This window comes from Arthrobacter sp. JZ12 (assembly GCF_035189165.1).
Classification (GTDB): Bacteria; Actinomycetota; Actinomycetes; order Actinomycetales; family Micrococcaceae; genus Arthrobacter_D.
Genome location: NZ_CP045246.1, coordinates 676,719 through 695,061 on the forward strand (window position 1 = coordinate 676,719; position 18,343 = coordinate 695,061).

Consider the following 18,343-nt stretch of genomic DNA (forward strand, 5'->3'; position numbering starts at 1 on the left):
AAACCCTGCGTCAACGCGAGCATGACCGAGCCGCCGGAGCCGATTTGGGGAGGTGATTGCAACCAGAAGTCCTACAAACAGTTTGAGAAGCGCGTTCCCCTGGCAAGCCCGCTCCATCTGAAGACGAACATCGAGCGGAAAGCCCCTCTACTCAACGACCTTCATGCTCACGAGGGCCGTATCGGAAAGTGATGCGCTCTATGCGTGCAGAAGTCCGGTCCAGAGCAGAGAACGGACGTCAGGAGTAGTCTTAACGTGCGCAGCGCGCCGCACAGATGACGGGCAGCCGGAACCGCACTACATACAATCTAAAGAGTGCTGGAGCGTCAGAGACGAACGCATCGCGCAGGTAGCGGATTGAAGTAAGGAAGAACCATCGTGGGCAACCTCATCGAGATAGACGACGCCATCGTGCTCCTGCTCGGAACCCCTGCGAAGCACGGCGCTAGTGGACAGATCCAGGGCATCACTCGGCTTGAGAAGCTAATTTTCCTACTCGAAAGGGAAACTTCGAGCAAGGAGTGGCTCGATGAGAGCGCGGACTTTGAGGCATACAACTTTGGGCCGTTCTCACAGAAGATATATCAGGCGGTCGATACGTTGGCTGCCGCTCAGCTTATTGAGGATTCGTCACGCCTTGCTGAAGATACCTCCGACACCTGGGAGCAAAGAGAGACCATTGGTCTTAGAGGAGATCCTTACGCTACGCGGGATTTCAAACTGACTGAGCGCGGTTGGCGCTACTACAATGCGCTTAGACAAGAGCTCGATCAAGATTCGCTATCTGAGATCGCTGCTTTGAAAGAACGCTTTGCTTTTTTACCTTTGCGGCAACTGATTCGTTATGTTTATTCCAAGTACGAAAAGTACACAACGAAGTCTGTCATCCGCGACGATATAATGGGGACAAACGGGTGATCGATGGCCACACCTTTGCTCAGGCCGCTCAGACGGATCCGCAGCCAGATATAAGTATCCTCAGTGGAGTCGCGCTCGTTCTTTTCCTTGCATGCTTAGGCGGCGCAATCAAAGCCGTACACCTGCGGGGCAGTACTGTTAAAAGACTCAGAGATGACGTTGATCTAGCTTTTGAAGGTCTAACAGAACGAGTTTTTCAGTCTTTGAGGGTGCTGAGGGATGCGATCGTCGAAATTCTCCCTCATGACGACGTGACGTTTGATCCCCTAGCGTTGATCATGGATCCGTCGCGGGTCGAGCAGCCGGCAGCTACTAGCGTCCGACTCCTCCGAGAGCGCCACCACATCCGCAAACAGTATCGCCACCTGCTGAACATTTGCAGCTTATTGAAATACTCGACCAGCATTATGACGCTACTGATTGCGACAACCACTGCGGCCTATTATCTTGCATTTCAGCACGCGATGTTTTGGAGATTCTCGTTAGTGCTGACAGCGGTCTGTGCGGCGGTAACTCTCTTTGCCTATCTTGCCTACGCCCACTTGGAAACTCGAATACAAGCAGGGATAGAGGACGCCAACCCGGTCGAGGACTTCACGGAGGGAAACACCTCATGATCGCTTTCGCTCCTCAAGATGAGACTTTCATTACTAGTGGCGAGTCGAAAATGATGCCACCGTTGGTCGAGTGGTTGCGTGCTCTTCGATGGGTTCGCCCTGACAGCATTGTGATGCGTGAGTTTCCGCTGAACGGGCGAAGAGTTGATCTTGCGACCCTTACCCGCTCCGGCGTCCTCTCATCCTACGAGCTGAAACTTGGGGGCTTTTCGCGAGCTTTAGAACAGGCGCTCTACAACAAAAGAACTTTCGATCGCTCCTGGGTTGTTCTCGGCGGGCAACCTAGGCAGTCCAACGTGGACGAAGCAGTACGATTTGGTATCGGCATAATAGTGGTCGCGCAAGACTCGCCTACTGTGCTCAGGCGTCCTGGTACTCCAGATTTTGACACTCGGTCGCGGGCTCGTGCCCAGAAACGTCTAAGGGAAGTTGGGGACCCGATTGTTTAGAAGGTACCAGCACTACTTGAGCTATGGATCCACAGACCAAACTACTGTGCGTGATCTCTCCGACTCCTTCGACGGGCTCGTCGTACCAGGAACGATAGCTGCGTTTCAAGCTGAAGGTACCAAGGGCTTCGTACTTTCGCTGTCCGCGCGGTCCAAGGACCCGTATGTCATCGACTCCCGTTTCCCGCTCTTTCAGAATCGACTAGCCCGACCTAAGAAGTCGCATGTGATGCTCGCTGAGGTATTGGGCGTTCCGGCACTTGTAGATCGAGATACTCAGCTGACCGCAGGCGATTTAGACGACGCCGCCCTCAGACTGATCGCGGAGCGCTGGATCGACTTCAACGTGGGCTTTGAGGACGTTCAAACCAAGACGTTCAACAAATATGCCGCCCGGTTGAACGAGGTCGTGTTTCCGGATGACCGCCAGGACCCCGCCTACGTACTCCCTCCATACGCGATGGTTGGAAGCCTGAACGACGGTTGGTCCGAGGTTTCGGAAGCGATATGGAAGCATTCTCAGGTTTATGGCCGCGTGAAGGGGATCGAAAATAAGCTCCGTAGGGTTCTCGCAGCGGATAGTCCTTTGCTTTGGGGGCAGCTCGCGGCAGGGGTACAGGATGAAGAGCTCGTAGCCTGGGTCAGTGGCTTAGAGGAATTCCGGTCAACATCTGAACAGGACCTTCTTGAATATGGTGTTGCACTCCAGCAGGCATCGTCTCGTGGGCAGAGAGTATTTGCATTGTACGGCGGGTTCTTAGCGGTCCTACTGTCCCGTCACGGTCTCACTGGCGCTTCACACGGGATCGGCTTCGGTGAGCATCGCGAGTGGATCGAGCTGCCTTCGTCTGGTGCGCCACCGGCCAGATATTACGTTCCCCGGTTGCATCGATATGTGGCGGTTGATCTCGCAGAGATCGTGTGGCGTCAATTTCCCGATCTTGTGAGATGTGAGTGTGAAGAATGCGCCGGTAATTCTCCGTCAGCTTTGGATTACCACGGGCTAATGCGACACTCCGTTCGCGCGCGTGCCGACGAAATCACTTCTTGGGTGAACCTGCCCACCAGCAACGTAATCGATCAGCTATCGAGCGATTACATGGCATTCGGTGAGGCTTCGGAAGCGCTTCAGGCACCAGTGAAAGTGAAGCGGCGGCTAGAGGAGGCGAGCTCTCATCTCGCTATGTGGGCGCGCATCATGCAGCGGCTTGATAGCTAGTAGACGTCCTGTCTCATTAGCCAAGTGCATGAGTAACATCGCACCCGGCGAATCTCGCCAGCTCGTTTCGTGCTCGGTCGTATCGGCGCGTTGTGCGCGGGTCAGCGTGGCCCATACTGTCGTGCGGATCATGCGAAGCGGCTCCCGCATCCAGGGCCATGGTTGCGAACGTGTGCCGGAGACTGTGCGGGCTGATTTCTCCCTCAATGTCGGCCACGCGCGCTAACCGCTGCACGGTGCGGAATGCCTCAGACTGTGCCCGCCGCTTGCCCGTGGCCGTCGTGAAGATCCGCAGGCTTTTGGGTGCAGCTGTCACCAGCTGCTGCCCTGTGGTCCCGAGGGAGTGTTGACGCCAACCGAAAATAGGGCCAATAACGCCAACTGAAAATGAGGCCACTGACCATTATGGAAGGTGATCACATTGGATGTTTGGGCGCAGATACGCCACCAATACGCGACGGAGAAGATCTCCAAGAGGGAGTTGGCTAAACAGCTCGGTGTTTCCCGGGGGACGGTGGACCGGGCGTTGGAGGCGGAGCGGCCGCTGAAGTATGAGCGGAAGCCTGCAGGTAGAGCTTTGATGCTTACGCGGCGCAGGTGCGGGCCTTGTTGGTTCGAACGCCGACGATGCCGGCCTCGGTGTTGGCTGAACGCGTCGGCTGGACGGGCTCTGCATCCTTGTTCCGGGACAAAGTTCGTGGCCTTCGGCCGGAATATATGCCTGCGGATCCGGTGGACTGGTTGGTCCATGAACCGGGTCAGGCGATGCAGTGCGATTTATGGTTTCCCCATGAGCCGCTGCCGCTGGGGCACGGGCAGGATGACAAGCCTCCGGTGTTGGTGATGACGAGCGCGTTCTCCGGTTATATCCAGGCCAGGATGCTGCCGACCCGCACGACTTTTGATCTGTTGGGCGGGATGTGGTCATTCCTGCAGGAGGCCGGTGCAGTGCCTATGTAGCTGGTCTGGGACAACGAGTCGGGGATCGGCCAGGGCAGGTTGACGGAGCCGGCGGCGGCGTTCGCCGGCGTGCTGGGCTGCGATCCGGCAGTTGCCGCCACGGGATCCGGAATCCAAGGGCATCGTGGAGCGGATGAACCATTACTTCCGGCAGGGCTTCATGCCCGGTCGGACTTTCGCGTCCCCGCCGGATTTCAATGACCAGCTCGCTGACTGGCTGCCGCGGGCGAACGCCCGGTACTCCCGGACCCGGCACGGACGCCCGGCCGAGCTCTTCGTCCGAGACCGGGATGCGATGCGGCCGTTGACTCCGGTGGCGCCAGAGTTAGCCTTCCGCAGCAGCGTCCGGCTGCCACGGGACTACTACGTGCGGGTCTTCTCCAACGATTATTCCGTGGACCCGGGAGCGATCGGGCGGATCGTGAACATCGAAGCAGACCTGGAGACGGTGACCGTGAGCGCAGACGGCCGGTTGCTGTCCAGACACGAGCGGCGGTGGGCCAGACACCAGATATTCACCGACCCCGGTCACGTAGACGAAGCCGCCTCCCTCCGCCGGATCCATCGCAGAGTCAAGGCCGGACGGTCCACGGTGGTAGAGGAACGGGACCTGTCCATCTATGACGAGCTGTTCGGCGTCGCCATCCCCGACGACGCCCGCGAGCTCTCCGGGGCAGGACGGTGAACGTCGTTCTGAAAGACATCGAGTACTACGCCCGCGCACTGCGCGCACCGCGGATCGCTGATGGCTACCGATCCCTTGGTGACCAGGCTCGGGAGGCAGGCTGGTCACATGAGGAATACCTCGCTGCTGTGCTTTCCCGCGAGGTCGCCGAACGCGAAGCTTCCGGAGCCGCACTACGGATCAGGGCCGCGAAGTTCCCCGGACACAAGCTGCTCGAAGAGTTCAACTTCGACCATCAGCCTGCCGCGGACAGGAACCTCGTCGCGCACCTGGGCACCGGAGTTTTCCTGGAAGAAGCCAAGAACGTGGTCCTGCTCGGCCCACCCGGCACCGGGAAAACCCACCTGGCGGTCGGGATCGGGATACGCGCCGCGCGCGCCGGGCATCGGGTCCTGTTCGACACCGCAACCGGGTGGGTATCGAGACTGGCCGAAGCCCACGACCGCGGCCGCCTGCCCCAGGAGCTGGCCAAGCTACGCCGATGCAAGCTGCTCATCGTTGACGAGGTCGGCTACATCCCCTTCGATCAGGACTCAGCCAACCTGTTCTTCCAGCTAGTCTCATCCCGCTATGAACACGCCTCCCTGGTGCTTACCAGCAACCTCGCCTTCAGCAGATGGGGAGAAGTTTTCAGCGACGCGACAATTGCCTCGGCGATGATTGACCGGATCGTTCACCACGCAGAAGTCCTGAACCTCACCGGCAGCAGCTATCGCCTCCGGAACAAGACACGAACATAGCTTCAGGCACAATAGAACAACGCGTGGCCCCATTTTCAGTCGGCAACCTGGCCCTATTTTCGGTTGGCGTTAACACAAGGACCACCCCGGCTTCTTCATGGACTGGCCACGCCGGGCTGACCTCCTTGCCCAGTTCACGCCCGAGTTCGAGTACCCGCGCTCCGACCTTCCAGATACCGTGCACTTCGTCGGTCCGGTTTCGCAGGGCGGCGGCAGGGAGTCCACCGAGGTTGCGCTGCCCGAGTGGTGGGGCGAGCTCGACGCCGGCCGCCCCGTCGTCCACGTCACCCAAGTCACCGTCGCCAACCAGGACTTCGACGACCTCGTCCGCCCCACTATCGACGGGCTCGCGAATGAGGATGTGCTCGTGGTCGTGTCAACCGGCGGCCGACCGGAGTCTACGCTCACCGGACCGCTGCCCGCCAACGTGCGCGTCTCCTCCTACCTCCCCTACGACCAGTTGCTGCCCAAGACCGACGTGCTCGTTGCCAACGGCGGATACGGGGGAGTGCAGTTCGCGTTGCGCCACGGCGTGCCGCTGGTGGTCGCCGGCCAGACCGAGGAGAAGACGGAGGTCTGTGCCCGTGTTGCGGGGTCGAGCACAGGAATCAATCTGCGCACCAATCGTCCCAAGCCCGATGACGTCGCGAAGGCGGTGCGTACGGTTCTCGCCGACAGTTCCTACCGGGAGGCGGCGGAACGAATCGGGGAGGCGATCAAGGCGTCGCGTGGGGTGGATGCGCTGGTGGATCTGATCGAGGCGTTGGTGCCGGCGGAGCGCTAAGCGTGCTATTCGATGCCGACAAGCGATACTCAGTTCCTCGTGGATGTAGCTCCGCCACAGGACAGCCGCAAACGCTTGGACGTTTGTGAGACTTGTTCAAATCTCAAATGCTCACGGACGGCTATCGACGATTATTTAGACCGCAGGTTCCCTCGAACCGTCTGTACGAAGTAGTGGCGGGCTTCAAGTACCTCTTGATCGATCTGTTTCCATTCCTCGTCCGTGACCTCTTCTCCTGAAGATGCGGGAGTGGCGGAGTTCAGCATGACCGTGAGGGCGACTTCATACGCCTCATATCGCTCGGCCACGTTCTTGGGTGCCAGAAGCGAGAATGTCGGGATGTAGTCGCTTTGCTCAAGGGATGACTTACTAGCGAGGCCTGCCCTCACATCTAGAAGGAACAAGCGAAGCTCGTCGAGCGCTCTGAGCGAGGATACATAAACTTGCTTTTTCTCGTTCCGAAGCCATTGGTCGTGCTCTGTCTTCTTCCCCCACTTGCTGCCTAGCCAGCTACCAATAATTGCGAACGCCCCACCTGTTGCTGTCGTGATAATCGCAATCTGCCACGAATCCATGACTCAACCGTACATAGGTATACTCATGCGGATACTCGCGGTATCGTCGGCCTTCGTGCCGAGGCGGCAATCTTGAGGTGATTAGGGTGCGGCGTCAAAGCACTGGCGGACCTGAAGGCCCTGGAGCCTGCCGAGCGCTAGCGCGGTGCAGACCCGAACCACTTGGCCAACGCGTCCTCCAACCCAGCCGGGGTTCCGCCTCCCGTTCAAGCCACATGGCCGTCGGGCCGGATGAGCACGCCGGTAGGAGCGCTGACTGAACCGATCACCGGAAGGTTCCATTCGCCGTCGTACTTTGCGTTCACCAACTGCACACGGTCCGTCCACGGACCCACATCGATACTGCCTGGCTCGCCGAGATTGAGGAGCACCGCACGGGCATCGTGCAGGAGCGTGAACACACGCACGGGGTCTTCGGCGGTAACGACGTCGAGGTCGGGCATGCGGCGACCGAGCAGCGGGTGCCCGTCACCGAGGTTGTAGTGGACGTCCAGACCGGAGATGAGCCCGGCCAGCCGCTTCCTCGCCTCGTCGATTGTGAGCAAGTCGGCGACGGTGTCGGCCAGCGCGCCGACCCGCGGATCAGTCTTCTGCATGAGCGCCTGTGCCATCGTGTGCTTCAGTGCGCGGGCACCGGCGGGGTGCCGCTCGGCGTTATAGGTGTCCAGCAGGGCAGCGGGCGCAATGCCCTTGACCACCTGGGCGAGCTTCCAGCCGAGGTTCACGGCGTCCTGGATCCCGAGTCCGATTCCCTGACCGCCGGACGGAGAATGGATGTGCGCGGCGTCCCCGGCCAGCAGCACGCGGCCGCTGCGATAGGCCGCGGCCTGCCGGGTGGCGTCGGTGAACCGCGAGATCCAGGTTGGGGAATGGACTCCGAAGTCGGTGCCGTAGATGTCGGTCAGTGCCTTGGCGAGGTCAGACAGGGTTGGCTCGGTCGCCGGTCCAAGGTGCTTCTCGGTGACGACTACCCGCGTGGTTCGTCCGTCCTCCATCAGGTGGAGGCCGTGGACGCCCACCTCATCGATGCGCATTCCCGAGGGTGTCTCCGCGATCACCTCGACCTCCGCGATCAGGCTGCTCCGCGTCGCATCCCAGCCGGGAAACTCGATGCCGGCCGCCTTGCGGACAGTGCTCCGCCCGCCGTCGGCGCCGACCAGGTATTTAGCGCGTACCGACTTGCCGTAACTGAGGTGGACGTCGACGCCGTCGTCGTTTTGCGCGAAGCCAATCACCTCCATTCCGCGATGGAACGGCACCCCGAGCTCCTCGATCCAGCCGGCCAGGATTCGCTCGATGTGGTTCTGCCACAGGCCGAGCGTGTAGGGGTGGCGGGTAGGGAAGTCGCTCATGTCCAGCATCGTGGTTCCGAAGAATGCCGCCTGGACGGGCTGGCCCTCGGCGAGGAACCGGTCGGCGATGCCGCGTTGATCGAGGATCTCAATCGTTCGCGAGTGGAAGCCGCCGGCACGGGAGCGCACCAGTTCCGATGTCGGGCGGCGCTCGATGATCGCCGCGTCCACTCCAGCCAGGGCGAGCTCACCGGCCAACATCATCCCGGTGGGGCCGCCTCCGGCGATAATCACGTCAGCCATTCAAACCGCGCCTTTTCATGCTGTTGCGGTGCACTGTTCGGATGCATCCGAGCCAGTGTGAGGCATGACCGGGGTCTTGCCGCAAGCCTCCTTCCCAGCAATACATTGGAAATGGAAGGACCAGCGAACGCCCCCCCGCATCTCCCTTCTCACTCACCAGTTGTAAGTCCCGTCCACGGGCATAGAATCGTGCTCAAGCCAGACGTAAGTGAGAGCAGTCACAGTCCCAGAGCAAGGGGTCAGGCCATGAGTGTGTTCCGTACGAAATCCATCGAGCAGTCCATTCGCGACACCGAGGAGCCGGGCCACCAGCTGAAGAAGAACCTCGGCGCGCTCGATCTCATTGTCTTCGGCGTCGGCGTGTGTGTCGGCGCGGGAATCTTCGTGCTCACGGGGCAGGCGGACGGCGCGAACGCGGGTCCCGCCGTCGCAATCTCATTCCTTCTTGCCGGTGTTGTCGCCGGCTTGAGCGCCATCTGTTAGGCGGAACTGGCGTCCACCGTGCCGGTGGCAGGGAGCGCCTACACCTTCTCGTTCGCGACGCTGGGCGAGCTGGGGGCCTTCATCATCGGTTGGGACCTGGTGCTGGAGTTCACGGTTGGCTCTGCGGCTCTGGCGACGTCGTTCAGCCAGTACCACGGCGTGGTGCTGGCAGACACTCCGTTCGCGATTCCCGAAGCGGTCGCCTCGGTCGATATCGGCGTGATGAACCTGCCGGCCGGGCTGCTCATCCTCGGGTTGACGGTGGTGCTCATGACCGGCATCAAGCTCTCGAGCCGCATCAACCAGGTGGTGACGGCGATCAAGGTGGCGGTGGTGCTGCTGGTCATCATCGTCGGTCTGTTCTTCATCAACGTCGCCAACTGGTCGCCGTTCATTCCGCCGAGCGAGGGCACTGCACCCAGTGAAGCCGGCGCGCTCGACATCTCGTTGGTGGAGACGATCTTCCGGCTCGAGCCGACCGTGTACGGGCTGGGCGGCGTGTTCGCGGCGGCGGCGCTGGTGTTCTTCGCGTTCATCGGGTTCGATGTCATCGCCACCACCGCGGAGGAAACTCGCAACCCGCAGCGGGACCTGCCGATCGGCATTCTCGGCTCCCTCGCGATCGTCACCGTGCTGTACATGGCGGTCTCGCTGATCATCACCGGAATCCGGCCCTACACGGACATCGACCCGGCCGACGGCGCGCCGCTGGCAACCGCATTCACCGCCGTTGGAGTCACCTGGATGGGCAACGTGGTGGCGATCGGTGCGTGTATCGGCCTGATCGTCGTCGCGATGATCCTCCTGCTGGGCCAGACCCGCGTCGGGTTCGCGATGAGCCGGGACCGGCTCCTGCCCCCGGCGCTCGGGGCAGTGCACCCCCGGTTCGGGACGCCTTACCGGTTCACGCTGCTCGCGGGAATCGTCATCGCCATCATCGCGACCTTCGTGCCGCTGTCCACGCTGGCGGAACTGGTGAACATCGGGACCCTGTTCGCGTCATGCTGGTGGCGCTCGGGGTGATCATCTTGCGCTGCACCCGGCCGGATCTGAAGCGGTCCTTCCGCGTGCCGTTCTTGCCGGTGCTGCCGATCCTGGCCATCGCGCTGTGCTTCTTCCTGATGCTCAACCTCACCGGCGGAACCTGGCTCCGGTTCTTTGCCTGAATGGCCACCGGCCTCGCGGTGTACTTCCTGTACTCGCGGAAGCGCAGCTCTTGGTCACCGGCGGTCCGGGCTACGCTTCGATGCCCACGCGAACTTCCGCGCCGCGCACCGCTGATTGCGGCGGAACAAGGAAGAATCCGCAGCGCGGCTAGCCACCACCCGCCTGCTGAAGCACAAGAACGCTGAGAGGGCGCTGTCCTTCAGTCAGGCACTCAGGCTCGAATCTTCTGAAGTGGCGTTACATGGACCAGCTGTTCACTTGGCGCGGGAACAGCCCGATCCTCAAGCCCGGGCGTCCTGCCTCACTCATCACAGTCATGCGTTGGGACCATTTGATTCCCAGCTAGGTACATGGAGCCCTCAACCGCGATGCACTGTGCGGACACAACTCCCACGGATTCGGCACGCTGAACGTTGCGTGTCATGGACTGATCCGCAAGCTCAAAGCGTTGCCGCTGTAGCTTCCGCTCAAGCCGAAACATTGGGAGCGGGGAAACAAACGCAAGCCGCACAAACGGCTTGTGCTCCACGCCGTTGAACCTGCCAACGCGCTCTGTCCGTTTGTACTTGATTCCGAGTGAGGAGAGGATAAATTCAACCCCGTCCGTAAGCGCAAGGTTCGTGTTAACGAACTCGCAATTGCCCGCCTTAAGGGCACTGCCGTCCGTGTCCATGAGCCCCTGCAAAAGGGCCAATCTTTGCTTCTTTGACGAGTGAAGGTACTTCACGGGAATGTGCTTGCCAGAAAGAATCCCTTCCTTGACAAGGAGACCCTTGAGGCCCGGAAAGTGAACGCCGCTCCTCCCTTCAGTCGAGTTGGAGGGGACTGGATTGCCGCCCAGAGAATTGATCCACTCGTGATCCTCCCTGCCCACAGAGACGTGCCCACTTGTCTGATTGCCGTCCCCCAGCCACACTCCAAAAAGATACGGATCAACAAGCAAATCGCCACGCTTGCGCATCCTCAAGGGCTCCGGCATAAGGATTCTGAATGAGCGGCTTGTCACGAAACGGTCACCCGCTGACCCGTGCCGCACGCTCCGGGGGAGTGCGGCAATCTGCTCCGTAGTCCAAGTGAGGTCCCGTCTCACCAAGCCGCCCGTGGTGATGTGGCGATATTTGCCATCCTTACCGCGAACCTTCGTGTCGCCGTGCCGATACTGGCGATAGCCCGACCACAGGTGATCTTTCGAGGCAACTATGCTCACGTCCTTGTCAAAGTGCACCTCATAGCACTCTTGTGGGGTTGAACCCGTGGTTGCCAGGACCCTTACTGGCTCACCTGACGGTGAGTAGACATAATCACTGGGTCGAATGTCCCCATGGTTCACCCAACCATTGGCCGTGAATACTGGTGTCTTGTCGGCAAGACCGCCACCAATTTGCATATCAGCAAGCTTATTCGCGCTACGCCACAGTTTTCTGCTGGTGGTTGCAGGTCAGTCGGAGGAGAAAGCCGAAGTGACGGCACGAGTTGCGTGGTCGGGGACCGGCATCAACCTGCGAACCAACCGTGCCAAGCCCGAAGACGTCGCGAAGGCCGTGCGCAAGGTCCTCGTCGATCCCTCCTACCAGCAGCACGCACAGCGGATCGGCAAGGCGATCGAGGGATCGCGTGGTTTAGATGCGCTGCTCGATCTGTTGGAGGACGCTGCCCGCGCTGATCATCAGGCTGTCGGGTGTAGTGATGAGCAGGTGATCAGAAGTACTTGTTCCCCGATAAACGGATGCCCCAGCGGATCCCGGGCCCGCATGGAGTACCTTTCTCAACTTTCGTCGCCAACTTTTCCCTAGCTGGTCTCGGCGCCCATGCCCTCACCCGATAGACCAGTACCTACTTCTTCTTCGGTTGCTTCAGAGCGGCGAGCTTCTCCATATACTTGGCCTTCTCCATGAGACGCTTCGCTTCGGCTCGAAGCTCTCTCGGAGTTTTGTTCGTTGCACCAGGTGGTCTGCCCATTTTTCGCTCGATTCGTAGGTAGATATCGTAAAAATACGATATTTAGACCCGAAGCATAGCATGCGGGAACTCAGTTGTACTGCCGTCGCTCGCGAGTGGACCGAGTACCCCCGTCACAATTTCCGCGGATTCCCACTGTGACCGGGTCAGCACTGAGAGGGTGCTTCCCTCGAACTCGGTCCACGGTGCTGCTGTGTGTTCGGCGGCAGTGAGGACCTTCCGGCCTTCACTGCCGCGGTCCGGGTGTCGACGTAGTCGTAGAAGATCGAGGACACTCCGACCTGCACACCCAGTTCGCCGACCAGGCAGCGGAACGCGGACAACTCCTCGACCGGAACCAGCGCCAGCCCGTACTCATGCCCGGTGCTGAGGAGTGCCGGCGACTGCGCAAGCGCCACCGCGCGCGCCACCGCAGAAACCCGTCCTCGCGGCAGCGCCACCAGCCGGAACCCGTCCGACGGCAGATGTGGGACCAGGAATTCGCGTGTCTCCTCCGTTGCCGACCCGTTGAGCAGTCCCGTCAGCAGCCGGTCCGACGGTTCGCACCGCCGGTCGGCCGCGGCGAGTACGGCGTCGGTGGCGACCTCGAGCATCTTCGTCAGGTGGACCAGCAGGAAGCTGCCCACTTCCTCGCCTCCGGTATTCGGCGACCACCAGCTCAGCCGGATAGTTGCCGCGAAGCTGGTAGCGCCGTCGTCGTACTTCCGCACACTGGCGTCCTCGTTGGCGTCATGTGGCACGGCTTGCTCAGGCTGAACGCCGAGGCTCTCGGTCGACCAGGCCGCTGCGGCCGGAGCGTCGAACCCCACTGAGTAGGTGCTAGGAAGCGTGGGGCAGGAGCCTTGACCTTGCCGCAGCCTCAACCGCCGTGGAGTTCTGCTGATCCAAACCGAGAAGCGGCTTGCGTGAATCACCAGCCCGGAACCCTTCCACCTCAAGCGCGGCCTTCACAGCCGGCGCGAAAGGAGCGTTGGAGATTGCCTCGACGAGAGCTCGGATCTGCTGCCAGTCCTCCCTTGCCCGTTCCACATCGCCCGCGAGTACCGCGTGCCGGATAGACACGAACTGAGACGGAACAACATTCGCCGTACCGACCATGACTCCTGCGGCGCCGAGGAGTAGGGCGTCCAGCGCTAACGGGTCCCAGCCAATGAACGTCGAGATGATGTCCCCGTAGTCACGAACCAATCCCCGGGCTTGGGCAAGGTCACCACTCGTGTCCTTGATGTACCGGATGTTCGGAACTTCCTGCGCAAGTTTGCCGACCGTCTCGGGCATCAAATTGAGACCGGTTGCCGCTGGATAGTTGTAGATCTTAATCGGGATGCTGACCGAGCCAGCGACGTCGCGCAGGTAATGCTCCACTTCGGCAGCAGGGAGCGCGTCATAGTACGGAGTGATCACCATGGCGGTGGAAGCCCCGACGGCCTCGGCGTGCTGGGTAAGGGCAATAGCTTCCGCCGTGCTGATGGCACCGGTCTGGGCAATCACCGGCACCCGTCCCGCTGCCTGATCCACGACCCTCTCCACGACGAAGCGCCGATCCTGGTGACTGAGGGCGGCGAACTCACCGCTTGAACCACACGCCACAACCCCATCGACGCCACTGTCGATGCTGCGATCGACCAGCCGGGGCAGTGATCGCTCGTCGACGTGTCCCTCGGCTGTGTAGGGGGTGATCAGCGCGGTGAAGACGCCCGTGAGTTCTGACGTTTTGGCCGCCGGCGCTTCGGGCAGTGATTTCCTAAGCGTTCCCCTGCCCGTCGCCATAGGTGACGGTGGCGCCGTCGTCGGTGTGGCGGACGGAGGTGACCGGGGAGTTCAGGCGGATGTCGGCGTCTGCGTCTGAGGCGATGGCTCTGATCAGGGTGTCGTTGCCGTTCTTGAGCCGGTAGATGGCTGAGGCTTCGTGCATCAGGTACCAATGCCCGGAGGCTCCGGCGGTCCAGCGCAGCGCGTTGACGTAGGCGAACTGATCCAGGGGCGGGGCAGCCACTTCATGGTGTCTGTAAGGACCCGGGTCGTGCCTGGGTCGATGAGCTTCATGAAGTCTTCGAGGTTGCCGCGGCGGACTTCGTCACCGGCCAGCCAGTAGGTTTCCTCCGAGCGCGGCCGGCGGGAAACGTCTAGCCCGTACGGGTCACCTCAGCCCTGTCAGTCACGTTGTTTCATTCTGGCGCAATCCGGTTCTAACCGCCTGCGCCTCCAATCCGGAGACTGGAGGCGCCGTGGCGGTCGGAGAGAGCTACGGGTTACTTGGACTTCCAGGCGTTGTAGAGCTCGATCGCCTTCTCCTGGTTCTCGCCCCACCAGGCTGGGTCGGAGTAGACCAAGGCTTCCTCGTGATCGAAGGGGTAGATGCTCTGCTGGACCTCGTCGAGCTCCGGCTTGACGTCCTCATCGATCGGGTTGACGGTGAGGAGTTCCGCGATGTCCGCCTGCTTCTCCTTGTCCTGCACCGAGGCGATGAACTTCATTGCCTCCTCCTTATTGGGTGCACCCTTCGGGATGACGAGGGAGTCGGTCGTCATGATGACGGTGTCCCAGACCGGAGCGAAGGGAGCACCGTTCCGCATGGCGAGGGCCGCACGCGCGTTGAGTGACAGAGCCATTTCCACCTGCGACGATTCCAGTGCCTGCTGAACCTGCGCGTAGGTCTCGGTGAACACCAGCTCGCTCTTGATGGTGTCCAGCTTGGCCAGGGCGCGTTCCACGTCGAGCGGGTACAGATCATCCCGAGGCACGCCGTCGGCGATGAGCGCGAACTCGATGAGGCCGACCGTGATTTCTGGAAGCAGCAGGCGCTTACCGGGGAACTTCTCCAGGTCGAAGAAGTCGGCAGCGGTGGTGGGAGGGTTACCACCAAAGGCGTCCGTGTTGTAGAGCATGTACTGGGAGTTGCCGAAGACCGGCACACCGCAGTCGCTGACCAGGCCCTCCGGGTAGGCGTCCTTGTCGATCACGCTGAAGTCGAGCTTCTCGAGGTACTCGTCGCAGTACTGGAACGACGTACCGGTGGTCACGCTCAGGGTGTCCCAGATGACGTTCCCGCTGTCGACCATCAGCTTCATCTTCGCGTCGTCGATGGGGCTGTCGTTGACGAAGCCCGTGCCGGTCTCGGCGGTGTAGGGCTCCTGCCACACCTTGATCTGGGCGTCCTGGAAAGCACCTCCCGCCGAGACGAAGGTCAGTTCGCCCTCGCCCTCTCCGGCTGCGGAAACGCCGACGGCGCATCCGGACATGGTGGTTACGGCAGCGACAGCGGCTACTCCTGCGATCAGTGGCTTGATGTTCATTGCATTCTCCTTTGAAAGCGTGTGGTGGGTGGTGTTTCGAATGTGAGCAGGGTGCATCAGCGTCACCGGTTGGGTGACGTTGGCAGCAGGACGGTCTTGTAGCTAGGAGTGCGCCGCTACGAGGCTGGGTGTGACTCTCTGCTCTGGGGTGGCGGGGGCATTCACGATGCTCTGGTGGGCTGGGTCCCAGCTCACCGTCACGCGTGCGCCGGGAAGCATTGGTACGGCGGATCCGGCGATCTGCATCGCTGATCCGCAGTTGCCGTCAGGGAATTCAAGGCCCACCCGGTGGTGATTCCCCACATAGGTGATGTCCTTGATGACTGCTTCGGCCTCGACGTGCCCAGCGGGGGACACTGAACCGGCAGGGTTCAGGTGGAGCCGCTCGGGCCTGACAACAACCGCGGCGCCGTCGCTGCAGGCAGTCCGCTGGCTGTCGGACAGATCGAAGCCGAACTGGTCGCACTCAAGCCGGCCATCCGCCGTCGTGCGTCCACGGAAGATGTTGGACTCGCCGAGGAATTCGGCCACGAAGAGTGTGGCGGGACGTTCGTAGAGCTCCTCGGGGCTACCGACCTGTTCGATCCGGCCCTCGTTGAAGACCGCGATCCGATCGGAGAGGGTCAGCGCCTCCTCCTGATCGTGGGTGACGAAGATGAAGGTCATGCCCAGCTCCCGGTGCATCCGGGCGATCTGCTTCTGGAGCCCGTCGCGCAGCTTCTTGTCCAGGGCGCCGAGCGGTTCGTCCAGCAGCAGCGCACCGGGCTCGTAGACAACAGCGCGTGCCAGTGCGACCCGCTGCTGCTGGCCACCCGAAAGCTGCCGCGGCAGCCGGTCCGCCCACTTGGTCAGGCTCACCAGCTCCAGCGCCTCGTCTACCCGTGCGGCGATCTCCGCCTTGGAGAACTTGCGCTGCTGGAGGGGGTAGCCGATGTTCTCCCGGACGGTCATGTGGGGGAACAGGGCGTACTGCTGGAACACGACGCCGAGGTTCCGCTTGTGCGGCTTGAGCCCGCTGATGTCCTTGCCGCCCACCAGAATCGAGCCCGAGGTCAGGGAGGTGAAACCGGCGATCATCGAGAGCGTTGTGGTCTTTCCCGAACCGCTGGGGCCGAGGAAAGTGACGAACTCGCCGGCCGCGATGTCCAGGGATACGTTGTCGACGGCGGGCCGCTGGGTGTGGGGGTACTGCTTGACAACGGAGTCGATGCGGATGTCGTGGCTGAGGTTCTTGGAGTTGGAGGTCATGACGACGCTTCCTTTCGACGGGTGGCCAGCTGGGCGAGCAGGAGGATGCCGGTGGTGGCAACCACGATGATGCTGGAGGCCGCGGCGATGGTGGGATCGATGTCCAGGGTGATGCTGTTGTACATCTGCACGGGCAGGGTGCGGATGTTGGGGCTCTGGAGGAAGAGCGCGATGACGACTTCCTCAAACGAGGACACGAACGCGAACACGAAGCCCGAGAGCACGCCCGGCATCAGCAGGGGGAGGAGGACCCGCCGGAAGGTGGTGATGGGCCCGGCGCCGAGGCTCGCGGAGGCCGTCTCAACAGTCCGGTCGAAACCGGCGAGGCTGGTGGAGACCGCGATGACCACGAAGGGCACAGCGATCACCGCGTGGGCGAGGATGAAGCCGAGGATGGTTCCGGTCAATCCCATCTGCAGGAACGCGATGTACAGCGCGACCGCGACCACGATTCCGGGCACAATCTGCGGTGCCATCAGTCCGCCGCGGACGGCTGCACGGCCACGGAACTTCGTCCGGTCCAGTCCCAGCGCCGCTCCCACTCCCGCGATAGTTGCCAGAAGGGATGAGAGGAGAGCGATCTGCACCGAGTTGGCCAATGACGCCATCCATTCACGCGAGGTGAAGAACTCCACGTACCAGCGCACCGACCAGTCCTTTGGCGGGAACTGGAAGCTCTCCGCGGCGCCGAAGCTCATGGGGATGACCATCAGCGTAGGAGCGAGCAGCAGTGCGGCAACTCCCAGGACCCAGAGGCGGAGGGTCCACCCGATCCGCCGTTCGGCGGCGATCTTTCGCTTAAGCATTCTTCGGCTCCCGTCGGCTCATGGTGGTGACAAAGGCGACGCCGGCAAGGACCAGCAGGGCCAGCACTAGCAGGACCACGCCCAGGGCGCTTGCGCTGCCGAAGTCGAGCAGGTCGGTGACGCGGGTGGCGATTAGCTGCGAGATGAGGGACTGCTGCGGTGATCCGAGGATGGCGGGGGTGATGTAGAACCCGAGGGACATGATGAAGACCAGGGAGAACCCGGACACCATGCCCGGCAGCGACAACGGCAGGTACACCGTTCGGAAGGCGGTCCACCAGGACTCCGCAGCTCATCGCCGCATCCATCAGCCGGGTGTCGATGCCGTTGAGCGAGGTGAACAGCGGCAGCACCATGTACGGCAGCATGACCTGGACCATGGCGATGGTGACGCCTGCCAGGGATCCCAGGAGGACCATGCCCTCGATGCCGAGCAACGAGAAGAACTGATCGATCGGTCCTCCGCGCTGCTCCAGTACGTACCAGGCGAAGTTGCGGGCCATCAGGCTTGTCCAGAACGGCAGCAGGACCAGCAGGGTCAGGATTCCACGGGTCTTCGCGGACACCTTGGTCATCGCGTAGGCGTACGGGTAGGCGATGAGCAGGGTCAACAGCGCCACCAGGGCCGACGTCGTAAGGGTCCGAACGAGGACTGTCACCGAGATGCCGTCGGTGAGCAGGTCCGTGTAGTTGCCGAGGCCCACCGACGGGTCGGTGAAGCTCAGCCAGACGATGTTGGCCAGCGGATACAGAAAAAAGACTGCCAGGAAGGCGACGGCCGGAAGCAGGGTCAGGACAACCCTGTTTTTCGTGCTTTTCGGTGGGATGCGGGTGCCCACCGG

The 18,343-nt window shown here is 61.6% G+C and carries 22 protein-coding genes; 11 read left to right on the forward strand and 11 right to left on the reverse strand.

Annotated elements, in window-relative coordinates; genetic code table 11:
- The first annotated feature begins 378 nt into the window (after positions 1–378).
- The 3 genes from GC088_RS03235 to GC088_RS03245 all read left to right on the forward strand — a co-directional run bounded on the left by GC088_RS03235 (position 379) and on the right by GC088_RS03245 (position 3,203).
- The gene (locus tag GC088_RS03235; RefSeq protein WP_323960474.1) at positions 379–918 is read left to right on the forward strand and encodes a hypothetical protein; all 540 of its coding nucleotides are present in this window, start codon (positions 379–381) and stop codon (positions 916–918) included.
- Positions 915–1,535, forward strand: a complete 621-nt coding sequence (locus tag GC088_RS03240) for a hypothetical protein (RefSeq protein WP_323960475.1) — start codon at positions 915–917, stop codon at positions 1,533–1,535. The genes GC088_RS03235 and GC088_RS03240 overlap by 4 nt, the downstream gene beginning before the upstream one ends.
- A 495-nt stretch (positions 1,536–2,030) precedes the next feature.
- Positions 2,031–3,203: a hypothetical protein gene (locus GC088_RS03245; protein ID WP_323960476.1), complete on the forward strand. Its 1,173-nt coding sequence runs from the start codon at positions 2,031–2,033 to the stop codon at positions 3,201–3,203.
- Between the two features lie 16 nt (positions 3,204–3,219).
- On the opposite strand, the gene GC088_RS15450 is transcribed toward GC088_RS03245, so the two are convergent.
- Positions 3,220–3,600: a tyrosine-type recombinase/integrase gene (locus GC088_RS15450; protein WP_416377491.1), complete on the reverse strand. Its 381-nt coding sequence runs from the start codon at positions 3,598–3,600 to the stop codon at positions 3,220–3,222.
- A gap of 209 nt (positions 3,601–3,809) precedes the next feature.
- Here GC088_RS15450 and GC088_RS03250 point away from each other — a divergent pair, with 209 nt between their 5' ends.
- The 4 genes from GC088_RS03250 to GC088_RS03265 all read left to right on the forward strand — a co-directional run bounded on the left by GC088_RS03250 (position 3,810) and on the right by GC088_RS03265 (position 6,372).
- Complete coding sequence (locus GC088_RS03250) at positions 3,810–4,163, forward strand: hypothetical protein (protein ID WP_323960477.1); 354 nt, start codon at positions 3,810–3,812, stop codon at positions 4,161–4,163.
- Between the two features lie 133 nt (positions 4,164–4,296).
- A complete protein-coding gene (locus GC088_RS03255) occupies positions 4,297–4,848 on the forward strand; it encodes a Mu transposase domain-containing protein (RefSeq protein WP_323960478.1) in 552 nt (183 codons plus the stop codon).
- Positions 4,845–5,588 carry an IS21-like element helper ATPase IstB gene (gene istB / locus GC088_RS03260; protein WP_323960479.1) on the forward strand — a complete coding sequence of 248 codons (744 nt, stop codon included), beginning with the start codon at positions 4,845–4,847 and terminating at the stop codon, positions 5,586–5,588. The genes GC088_RS03255 and istB overlap by 4 nt, the downstream gene beginning before the upstream one ends.
- A 97-nt stretch (positions 5,589–5,685) precedes the next feature.
- Positions 5,686–6,372 carry a glycosyltransferase gene (locus GC088_RS03265; protein ID WP_323960480.1) on the forward strand — a complete coding sequence of 229 codons (687 nt, stop codon included), beginning with the start codon at positions 5,686–5,688 and terminating at the stop codon, positions 6,370–6,372.
- 131 nt (positions 6,373–6,503) lie between these two features.
- Here the strand turns inward: GC088_RS03265 and GC088_RS03270 are convergent, their stop codons facing one another.
- Positions 6,504–6,947, reverse strand: coding sequence for a hypothetical protein (locus tag GC088_RS03270; protein ID WP_323960481.1), 444 nt, complete (start codon positions 6,945–6,947; stop codon positions 6,504–6,506).
- Between the two features lie 206 nt (positions 6,948–7,153).
- A complete protein-coding gene (locus GC088_RS03275; RefSeq protein WP_323960482.1) occupies positions 7,154–8,542 on the reverse strand; it encodes an FAD-dependent monooxygenase in 1,389 nt (462 codons plus the stop codon).
- A gap of 246 nt (positions 8,543–8,788) precedes the next feature.
- On the opposite strand from GC088_RS03275, the gene GC088_RS03280 reads away from it, so the two are divergent.
- From GC088_RS03280 to GC088_RS03290, 3 genes are read left to right on the forward strand one after another with little or no spacing between them, the layout of a single operon-like run.
- Positions 8,789–9,025, forward strand: coding sequence for a hypothetical protein (locus GC088_RS03280; protein ID WP_323960483.1), 237 nt, complete (start codon positions 8,789–8,791; stop codon positions 9,023–9,025).
- 18 nt (positions 9,026–9,043) lie between these two features.
- Complete coding sequence (locus GC088_RS03285) at positions 9,044–10,048, forward strand: amino acid permease (RefSeq protein WP_323960484.1); 1,005 nt, start codon at positions 9,044–9,046, stop codon at positions 10,046–10,048.
- Positions 10,027–10,191 (forward strand): amino acid permease C-terminal domain-containing protein, encoded by a 165-nt coding sequence (locus GC088_RS03290; RefSeq protein WP_323960485.1) that lies wholly within the window; start codon positions 10,027–10,029, stop codon positions 10,189–10,191. The genes GC088_RS03285 and GC088_RS03290 overlap by 22 nt, the downstream gene beginning before the upstream one ends.
- A gap of 302 nt (positions 10,192–10,493) precedes the next feature.
- Here GC088_RS03290 and GC088_RS03295 read toward each other — a convergent pair whose 3' ends face one another.
- A complete protein-coding gene (locus GC088_RS03295; protein ID WP_323960486.1) occupies positions 10,494–11,399 on the reverse strand; it encodes an LAGLIDADG family homing endonuclease in 906 nt (301 codons plus the stop codon).
- A gap of 136 nt (positions 11,400–11,535) precedes the next feature.
- On the opposite strand from GC088_RS03295, the gene GC088_RS03300 reads away from it, so the two are divergent.
- Positions 11,536–11,985 carry a glycosyltransferase gene (locus GC088_RS03300; protein WP_323960487.1) on the forward strand — a complete coding sequence of 150 codons (450 nt, stop codon included), beginning with the start codon at positions 11,536–11,538 and terminating at the stop codon, positions 11,983–11,985.
- A 312-nt stretch (positions 11,986–12,297) separates the two neighbouring features.
- On the opposite strand, the gene GC088_RS03305 is transcribed toward GC088_RS03300, so the two are convergent.
- From GC088_RS03305 to GC088_RS15455, 7 genes are all read right to left on the reverse strand, one after another.
- On the reverse strand, positions 12,298–12,960 hold the full coding sequence (locus GC088_RS03305) for a hypothetical protein (protein ID WP_323960488.1): 663 nt from the start codon (positions 12,958–12,960) through the stop codon (positions 12,298–12,300).
- Between the two features lie 10 nt (positions 12,961–12,970).
- Positions 12,971–13,921, reverse strand: a complete 951-nt coding sequence (locus GC088_RS03310; protein WP_323960489.1) for a dihydrodipicolinate synthase family protein — start codon at positions 13,919–13,921, stop codon at positions 12,971–12,973.
- A complete protein-coding gene (locus GC088_RS03315; protein ID WP_323960490.1) occupies positions 13,896–14,147 on the reverse strand; it encodes an FAD-dependent oxidoreductase in 252 nt (83 codons plus the stop codon). The genes GC088_RS03310 and GC088_RS03315 overlap by 26 nt, the downstream gene beginning before the upstream one ends.
- A 256-nt stretch (positions 14,148–14,403) precedes the next feature.
- Entirely contained in the window at positions 14,404–15,447 is a 1,044-nt protein-coding gene (locus GC088_RS03320) for a polyamine ABC transporter substrate-binding protein (protein ID WP_323960491.1), read from the reverse strand.
- Between the two features lie 102 nt (positions 15,448–15,549).
- Positions 15,550–16,695 carry an ABC transporter ATP-binding protein gene (locus GC088_RS03325; RefSeq protein ID WP_323960492.1) on the reverse strand — a complete coding sequence of 382 codons (1,146 nt, stop codon included), beginning with the start codon at positions 16,693–16,695 and terminating at the stop codon, positions 15,550–15,552.
- A complete protein-coding gene (locus GC088_RS03330; protein WP_323960494.1) occupies positions 16,692–17,501 on the reverse strand; it encodes an ABC transporter permease in 810 nt (269 codons plus the stop codon). The genes GC088_RS03325 and GC088_RS03330 overlap by 4 nt, the downstream gene beginning before the upstream one ends.
- Positions 17,494–17,733, reverse strand: coding sequence for a hypothetical protein (locus GC088_RS15455; protein WP_416377510.1), 240 nt, complete (start codon positions 17,731–17,733; stop codon positions 17,494–17,496). The genes GC088_RS03330 and GC088_RS15455 overlap by 8 nt, the downstream gene beginning before the upstream one ends.
- Positions 17,734–18,343 lie beyond the last annotated feature (610 nt).